Genomic DNA, 6,529 nt, shown 5'->3' with positions numbered 1-6,529 from the left:
TCTCACGTTGTATTAAGTTCTCTGTAGCAGCGCGCTTGCCCGCGATGGTGGTTTGTCAATCGAAAGGTACGTTTCAGACAGATTGCAATCGCGGGCAAGCGGGCTTTTACTGCAAACGCAGTAAGTCTTGGGCTTACTCGTCCCGCCCCTCCATCATCGTGCGTTTGAGCATCACGTACACCGCGCCCGCGCCGCCATGTTTGGCCAGGCATGAGGTGAAGCCCAGCACCTGTTGGTGTTGACGCAGCCAGGTATTGACGTGGCTTTTGATCATGGGCCGCTTGCCATCCAGGCGCACAGCCTTGCCGTGGGTGATGCGCACGCAGCGGATTTCCAGCCTCGTCGCTTCAGCCAGAAATTCCCACATGGTTTCTCGTGCCAGTTCCACGCTCATGCCGTGGAGATCCAGGCTGCCTTCGAAGCTGATCTGCCCCAGCTTGAGCTTGCGCATCTGGCCTTCCTGAACGCCATCACGCGCCCAAGACAGCGTGTCTTCAGGCCCGACGTCGATCACGAACTGATCGGACAGGCCGTCCACAGTGATCGTGGCATCCGAGCGCACGGTCGCCGCCTGCCGTAACTTGGCCAGGTTCTTACGATCGGTTTTGGGTTTGCCTACGTCGGCGTGTTCAGTCTTGATCGGCTTTACGCCACGAATCTCACGTCTGAACAGGGAAAAGTCGTCGTCTTGCATGTTGGTCTCCGCGAAGGCCGCCAGTTTAACCAAGTCACACCATGAACGGCGCGACTAAAAGCTCAAATGGCGATGCAAGACGCGGGGGGAGGAGTCAGTCGTGCTTCTTCATCAGATGAGGAGACATGTTCAATTCGCCCGCGCGGCGACGGCGGCGCCGGCTGCGGCGCCAGAGCCAGACACCGATGTAGAGCAGAAACAGCCCAACGACAATGATCACCACCGCACCCGCGGGGCTTGCGTTGAGTTCGCCCAGCGCCGCGGGGTGGCCGATCAGGCTGGCCACGCCAGCCATGGCAAGCAGGACTCCGGCGGTTGCAAGAATTGCGGAGATTGCAGCGCCGAAGCGCATCCGCCAGTTGCTCTGGCCTTTTGGGCGCAAGCGACGGGCATCGAAACCATCGGATATTTTCATTCCGACTTCCTCTATGGGTATCGGCGCTCTGACCCGCTTACGCCTGGGTGGTTCCCGTCCGGCCAGCGCTCCAAGGCAAACATGGGTGATTAACGGATAGGCGGTTATGTGAGACGGTTCACACATTCAGATGACTGCATTTGTACGCTTTTTCTTCAGGAACTGCCGGAAAATGATGTCCGAAGCGAGGTCAAGGCTTTACGGATCAAGGGGGCAGCTCCTGATGAATCGGTTGGATCAGATCAGGTTTTTGGTCAACGCCAGCTTGGCGAAGTTGTCATTCATGATCGCCATCTCGGCCTGCTGCACGAGTTCGGCCTTGATCACGCCGGTCGGGGTCGGCAGATCGCGAGTGGCGCAGGCGTCTTCGACCAGCGTGCAACGGAAACCGTAGTCCTTGGCCGCGCGCACGGTGGTGCTGACGCTGGAGTGACTCATGAAACCGCAGACCACCAGGTCCAGACGGCCCAGGTCTTCGAGCAGCTTGTGCAGAGTCTTGCGATCGTCCGTGGTGACTGTGCCGTTCAAGGCGTTCGGCAAGCGTTTTTCAATAATAATCTCGTCGCCCTGGGGTTCGAGTTCGGGGACGAATTTCCCGCGCTCGCCTTGTGGATCGAACATGCCGCCGACGGTTCCCAGGTGACGGACATGGATGATCGGCGATTTGGCGAGGCGGGCAGCGTCGACCAGTTTCACGATATTGTCGATCGCTTGCTGAACACCGGTCAGGGCCAGCGGGCCGCTGAGGTATTCCTTCTGGGCGTCGATGATGATCAGGGTGGCATTACTCAACGTGGCCGCTGCGTATTCGCGGCCACTGAGTTGAAACATGGTCTTTGGACCGTTGTTTGGAACAGACATCTGGGGCTCCTTCGAGTGGGGCTTTTGCCACATTGTCCACTGGCTGAGCGATTCTGTGAATCTCAATGCTCACAGGTGTCGCTTTTTACCGGGCGTCAAGCCGTCGAGCAGGTCGCGGTTGCTGTCATATTGCCTGCAAAACCGCTGAAAGGTGGTGGAAAGTTTTTCGGGGCCAGCCGCTGTCGGGCGCAGGCATCGTTTGTTGGGTGGATGGCTGCTAGAATCGCCCGTCGTTTTTCCAAGGAGTCTGCCGTGATCACTTCCCGCCTGCGCACCCTGCGCGATCATATCCGTTGGGCTGTCAGCCGTTTTCACGGGGAAGACCTGTTCTACGGACATGGCACCGACAACGCCTGGGACGAGGCCCGACAACTGGTGCTGGGTGCTCTGCATCTGCCTTGGGAAATTTCCGACAACTATCTGGACTGCAATCTGGAAGACGACGAGTTGGTCAATGTGCAGCGTCTGATCCAGCGCCGCATCGCCGAGCGCGTCCCGACCGCTTACCTGCTGGGTGAAGCCTGGTTCTGCGGCATGTCGTTCATCGTCGACGAGCGTGTGCTGATCCCGCGTTCCCCTATCGGTGAGCTGATCGAACAGCGCTTCGAGCCTTGGCTGGCGACTGAGCCTGCGCGCATTCTCGATCTGTGCACCGGTTCCGGCTGTATCGGCATTGCCTGCGCCGAGGTGTTCCCGGATGCCGAAGTGGCCCTGGCGGATTTGTCTTTCGAGGCACTGGAAGTGGCGAATCAGAATATCGAGCGTCATGGCCTGGATGAGCGCGTCTACACCGTTCAGGGCGACGGTTTCGATGGTCTGCCGGGACAGCGTTTCGACCTGATCGTCTCCAACCCGCCGTATGTCGATGCCGAAGATTTCGCCGACATGCCCGACGAATATCAACACGAGCCCGAGCTGGCGCTGGCCTGCGGCGATGACGGTCTGAATCTGGTGCGTCGCATGCTGGCTCAGGCTGCCGATCATCTGACCGAGAAAGGCTTGCTGATCGTCGAAGTGGGCAACAGCCAGGTGCACGTCGAAGCGCTGTACCCGGAAGTGGATTTCGCCTGGCTCGAGTTTCAGCGCGGCGGGCATGGGGTGTTCATGCTGACAGCCGAGCAGTGCCGCGCGCATCAGGCGGTGTTTGCGGCGCGGGTGTGAGCTTCTACGCAAATCTGCATCGGGTGTGCGCCAAGTCTCGGTACGCGGCAGGACCTGGGGAGACGTCGGCGGTTACGACGGCAGCGAACGCGGCGTGTCAGGCGACACTTTCGTTCGCTGATTCACCGCACTGACGGCACGCCGTGCTGCTACGCAGGTCGCAGACTTGTTCAGCGATGCGTCGCTATCCAGATCAGCAACCCCGCCTGAAACACGGCAAAGGTCACCAGACAGGCGATGGTAAAGCGCAGGCTGCTGTCATCGCGGCGGTACTTGCTGACCTTGTCTTCGGCCTTCCTGATCGTGACTTCCTGTTCCTGAATCTTCTGATCGGCCTGCTGGAGCATCTGCGCAGCATCGAGAATCTCGACGATTTGCACCTTGTCGGCGTTCCAGGAGTTGTTCAGGTTGCCGACCTTGGCCTCGTTGACACTGCCCTTCAGGTGCTGAGGGTCGGCGTACGCTACCTCGAAGCCTTGAGTCTTGAGGAAGTGGTCGCGGCGCATGCGAGTGTCTTCGTTGAGCGCATCCTTGTTGGCCAGAGCGATGCCTTCGATGCGGTATTCGGACCAGCGTTTTTGCGCCCAATGAATGCCCTGGGCGAGCATGAAGCGGCCCAGGCCCCGGTTCCACGGCTCAATCTGCAAACCGGATTCAGGGCCGACGCGGACTGCACGATTGGCGTGGTCGACCCAGATATCCAGATTGTTCTGCTCTTTGCGGGTCTTTTGTCCCGGCAAGCGGTAGCTCATGCGCAGCAGGCTGAAATCCTTGCTGTGGCGTTCCGCGCGGCCGAACTCGACAAAGCGCAGTGGACGGCCGCCCGTCGCGCGATCCGTCGGCAGCGGCGCCAGACGCAGCATCGAGAGATGCTCGGCCTGCACGTCCGCCCACAATACCGGAGTGGCCACCTCACCTTCTTTGGCGTCAGCCGGGGCAAGCGCTTCGGCTTCCATCGTTGCTTCTGTCATCACGGCGATCCTGTTCTCGACATTGCTCGGCAATACACAATGCCAGCAACCCGCTATCGGCCGTTTTCGCTGAATCTGAAGGAGAAGCGTGTAGGAACGGTGATCACGCAGCAATCAACCGCCGCGCTTGTGTGGGAGTGAGCTTGCTCACTCCCACAGGTCACCGGTCAGTTCTGTGGAACAGGATGTATTTCAGGCCGCCGGCACTGAACCGATGAATTTCAGAATCTGATCGGACAGCTCGCTGGAAAGCGGCAACTGCGGATCCTTGTAGGACGCCAGCTGGCGCTTCATGTCCATCGGCACGATTCGCAGCACGTGGTTCATGCCATCGATGATCGCCAGTTGCGAATCCGGTTTGGCCTGATGCAACAATTCGGCGTCGCCCACCCCGACCTGCATGTCATTGCGCCCTTGCAGGATCAGCGTCGGAATTTTCAGCTTGCCGAAGGCTGCGGCCGGATTCTGCCTAAACAGCGAGATCAAGTACGGTTGCACGCTCGGGCGAAACACCACTTGCAGCGGCTCGGGTACGTTGTCATCGGTTTTCCCGGCCTTGATCTCCTCGATCAGCTCCTCGCTACGGGCCAGAAGCGGCGGCGGCAGGCGGTATTGCAATTGCTCGCGCACTACCTGATCTACTGGACGCCCGGTGCCCGCGACCGAAATCAACGCTGTGGCGCCTGCGCGCTCAGCGGCGAGGGAGGCCACCAGTGCGCCTTCGCTGTGGCCCATGAGAATCAGCTGGCCCAGCCGCGGGTCAGCCTTGAGCTTTTCGCTCCAGGCGACGGCGTCATCAACGTATTTCTCGATGCTCAGGTTGCGCTCGTCGGGGGTCGCAGGTCGGCTGGCCGCGACGCCGCGCTTGTCGTAACGCACGCTGGCGATGTTGTGCCGGGCCAGAATCAGCGCCAGGCGCTTCATGCTGTCGTTGCGCCCGCCATCGGGGTTATTGCCGTCGCGATCGGTTGGGCCGGAGCCTGCAATGATCAGCACCACCGGCACCGGCGTCTTGGATTTTGGCAACAACAGGGTGCCGAACAACTCGCCCGTCCCGGTATCCAGGGAGATGGGACGCTGCAGGACGACCGGCGTGCCCGCGTTAGCGAGGGAGGACAGCAGGGTGAGGGTCAAGGCGATTACTCGCAGCGGCAGCAAGCCGCAGATCAGGGACATACTACGTAGCATCGCAAGGCCATCATCAATAAAGTGTGAAATTGGACGCAGCCAATCGAATAAGGTTCGCGCGTGATATAGCCGTTGACCCTGCGTATACTGGCGCGCTCTGTTTTTGGTTTTTTGGTCGATTTCTCGGAGCCTCCCGCATGTCCGGCAATACCTTCGGCAAGCTGTTCTCTGTCACCACCGCCGGCGAAAGCCATGGTCCGGCGCTGGTCGCCATCGTCGATGGCTGCCCACCGGGTGTCGAGCTGTCGCTGGAAGACCTGCAGCGTGATCTGGACCGCCGCAAGCCCGGCACCAGCCGTCACACCACCCAGCGCCAGGAAGCCGATGAAGTCGAAATCCTGTCCGGCGTGTTCGAAGGCAAGACCACCGGCGCTTCCATCGGCCTGCTGATCCGCAATACCGATCAGAAGTCCAAGGACTATTCGCAGATCAAGGATCTGTTCCGTCCGGCCCACGCCGATTACACCTACCACCATAAATACGGCATCCGCGATTACCGTGGCGGCGGCCGCAGTTCTGCCCGCGAAACCGCCATGCGTGTGGCCGCGGGTGCCATCGCCAAGAAATATCTGCTGACCCAGGGCATCACCGTGCGCGGCTACATGAGCCAGCTGGGACCGATCCAAATCCCGTTCAAGACCTGGGAGTCGGTGGAGCAGAACGCTTTCTTCTGCCCCGATCCGGACAAAGTGCCTGAACTGGAAGCCTACATGGATCAACTGCGTCGCGACCAGGATTCAGTCGGCGCGAAGATCACGGTCGTGGCCGATGGCGTTATGCCGGGGCTGGGCGAGCCGATCTTCGACCGTCTTGACGCCGAGTTGGCCCATGCGCTGATGAGCATCAACGCGGTCAAGGGCATCGAGATCGGTGCCGGGTTCGCCAGTGTTGCCCAGCGCGGCACCGAGCACCGCGATGAGATGACCCCTGAAGGCTTCGTCTCGAACAACGCCGGTGGCGTCCTTGGCGGCATTTCCTCGGGTCAGCCCATCGTCGCGCATCTGGCCTTGAAAGCCACGTCGAGCATCACCACGCCGGGGCGCTCGATCGACATCGACGGCAATCCGGCCGAAGTGATCACCAAGGGCCGTCACGACCCGTGTGTCGGCATTCGCGCCACCCCGATCGCTGAGGCGATGATGGCGATCGTGCTGCTCGATCATCTACTGCGTCATCGCGGGCAAAACCTGGACGTGCGAGTCAACACCCCGGTTCTGGGTCAGCTGTAATGCCACCCTC

The 6,529-nt window shown here is 60.4% G+C and carries 7 protein-coding genes; 2 read left to right on the top strand and 5 right to left on the bottom strand.

From position 1 onward, the window contains the following. Positions 1-133 precede the first annotated feature (133 nt). The 3 genes from CE491_RS07525 to CE491_RS07515 all read right to left on the bottom strand — a co-directional run bounded on the left by CE491_RS07525 (position 134) and on the right by CE491_RS07515 (position 1,970). Positions 134-694 (bottom strand): Smr/MutS family protein, encoded by a 561-nt coding sequence (locus CE491_RS07525; RefSeq protein WP_110947725.1) that lies wholly within the window; start codon positions 692-694, stop codon positions 134-136. Positions 695-788: 94 nt separating this feature from the next. Next, positions 789-1,109 carry a hypothetical protein gene (locus CE491_RS07520; RefSeq protein ID WP_110947721.1) on the bottom strand — a complete coding sequence of 107 codons (321 nt, stop codon included), beginning with the start codon at positions 1,107-1,109 and terminating at the stop codon, positions 789-791. Positions 1,110-1,346: 237 nt separating this feature from the next. Beyond that, entirely contained in the window at positions 1,347-1,970 is a 624-nt protein-coding gene (locus CE491_RS07515) for a cysteine hydrolase family protein (protein ID WP_110947720.1), read from the bottom strand. Between the two features lie 252 nt (positions 1,971-2,222). Here CE491_RS07515 and prmB point away from each other — a divergent pair, with 252 nt between their 5' ends. After that, positions 2,223-3,131: a 50S ribosomal protein L3 N(5)-glutamine methyltransferase gene (gene prmB / locus CE491_RS07510; RefSeq protein ID WP_110947719.1), complete on the top strand. Its 909-nt coding sequence runs from the start codon at positions 2,223-2,225 to the stop codon at positions 3,129-3,131. Positions 3,132-3,301: 170 nt separating this feature from the next. Here the strand turns inward: prmB and CE491_RS07505 are convergent, their stop codons facing one another. Then, a complete protein-coding gene (locus CE491_RS07505) occupies positions 3,302-4,102 on the bottom strand; it encodes a hypothetical protein (protein ID WP_110947718.1) in 801 nt (266 codons plus the stop codon). Positions 4,103-4,294: 192 nt separating this feature from the next. Further along, positions 4,295-5,290, bottom strand: coding sequence for an alpha/beta hydrolase (locus tag CE491_RS07500; protein WP_110947717.1), 996 nt, complete (start codon positions 5,288-5,290; stop codon positions 4,295-4,297). A gap of 137 nt (positions 5,291-5,427) precedes the next feature. Between CE491_RS07500 and aroC the strand changes: the two genes are divergently transcribed. Then, on the top strand, positions 5,428-6,519 hold the full coding sequence (gene aroC, locus CE491_RS07495; protein ID WP_110947716.1) for a chorismate synthase: 1,092 nt from the start codon (positions 5,428-5,430) through the stop codon (positions 6,517-6,519). Positions 6,520-6,529: the final 10 nt, after the last annotated feature.

The organism is Pseudomonas bohemica (assembly GCF_002934685.1).
GTDB lineage: Bacteria > Pseudomonadota > Gammaproteobacteria > Pseudomonadales > Pseudomonadaceae > Aquipseudomonas > Aquipseudomonas bohemica.
This window is presented reverse-complemented; position numbering and strand designations above follow the sequence as displayed.